The sequence below is a fragment of the Armatimonas sp. genome (genome assembly GCF_031410135.1).
In the GTDB taxonomy this organism is placed as follows: Bacteria; Armatimonadota; Armatimonadia; order Armatimonadales; family Armatimonadaceae; genus Armatimonas.
In genome coordinates, this window is the sequence record NZ_JANNYP010000452.1 from 1 (window position 1) to 1,351 (window position 1,351).

General features: G+C 60.3%; 1 protein-coding gene. It reads right to left on the bottom strand.

Going from position 1 to position 1,351, the window contains the following annotated elements; translation table 11 throughout:
* On the bottom strand, positions 1 to 1,239 hold a 1,239-nt coding region (locus tag RMO15_RS16725), incomplete at its 3' end, for an ATP cone domain-containing protein (protein ID WP_309714586.1).
* Positions 1,240 to 1,351: the final 112 nt, after the last annotated feature.

A 1,351-nucleotide genomic window follows, 5' to 3' on the forward strand; every position in this document is an offset into this window, starting at 1 on the left:
ACCGAGATAGTCGAAGTCGAGATCGGCGGTCGGATCGAGCGCGGCGGCGAGGCGGTCTATGTCGTAGCTCAGGATATTGGGAGAGAGACGCTCGATCTGCACGCCGTAGTCGAGGTACTGCTTGAAGGCTTTCTTGTGTGCCTCTTTGAGGCCCCCAATGCCATCGCGCACGATGTCCCAGGTCAGGGTCTCCTCGTAGATATAGGTCAGCAGAATCCGGCCCGCAAAGAACGAGAAATCCGCATCGCGCTCCATCAGCATCTTGGCGTTGAGCACGATGGTCTTATTCAAGTCTTCGCGGCGGATATCGGCGCGGATCGAGCGGCGCAGCTCGGCCTCGATCTCCCCAGCGCTCAGGCACAGATCTAAGCCAATCGACGCGAACTGGATGCGCTTTCGCAGGTCCTCACCGTCCCAGAAGTTGCTCGTGCCATCGTCCTCGGTGACGGGGATCAGGGCAAACTGTGGGTCGGGGGCATTGCTCTGGCTGACTTCCGAGGCGCGGAACATCATGCGCTTGGCGCGGTAGAGAATATAGTCCTCGGCCACTTTCATGTAGCCCGCCAGCACCAGCTCCTCTTGCACGAGATCCTGCACCGTCTCGATAGGAATGTAGGTCATCCCGAGGCCACGGGCACGCTCACTCACCCGGCCCGTGATCTGTGGCGCGGAGTCGGCCTCCATCTTCATCGAGAGAAACGCCTTGCGCACCGCCACTTCGATCTTGTCCTGGTTCCACGGCACCACCTGGCCGGTGCGGCGGATCAGGCGCATCTGATCACTTGGGATGGTGTTCTGCGAGGAAGGAAAGCTCGTGCGCTGCATGACGAGAGCCTTAGCGACTTCGTAGGCACCTTTCTCGATCAGTGCGGCCTCGACCAGCACCGAGAGATCGTAGTCGCTGAGCCGTGCACCGCGTCCGTTGTCGCCCAGCCGCGAGAGCTTCTCCACCACACGCGTCGTGGTGTCGCGCACAAACGTGCGGTTCTCGTCCGTGTTGACCTCGCGCGTGCCCCGAGCGAAGTTAAATGTCACCAGCGCATCGCCCACGATCTGCGCCGCGATCTCGGGGGCAAACGTGCGCTCCGCATCCTTGCCCACAAGCCGTACCTCAAGCTCCGGCAGGCCCAGGTCGCGAACTGCCTCCAGTCCGTCAAAGTACGGTTTCTGGTCGCTTGGCAGCAGTGCCGCGCGCTTGATTTCAAGATCGCGCAAGATTTCCGGCAGATTAATTGTCATTGTAATTGCATTGTCCTAAAAATATTCGTCATGGCATGAACGCCATGACTCCGATGGAAACAAAGCCCGTGCCGGGCTGGGGAAGCTATCGGTAGCCCGGCACGGGCTTTGT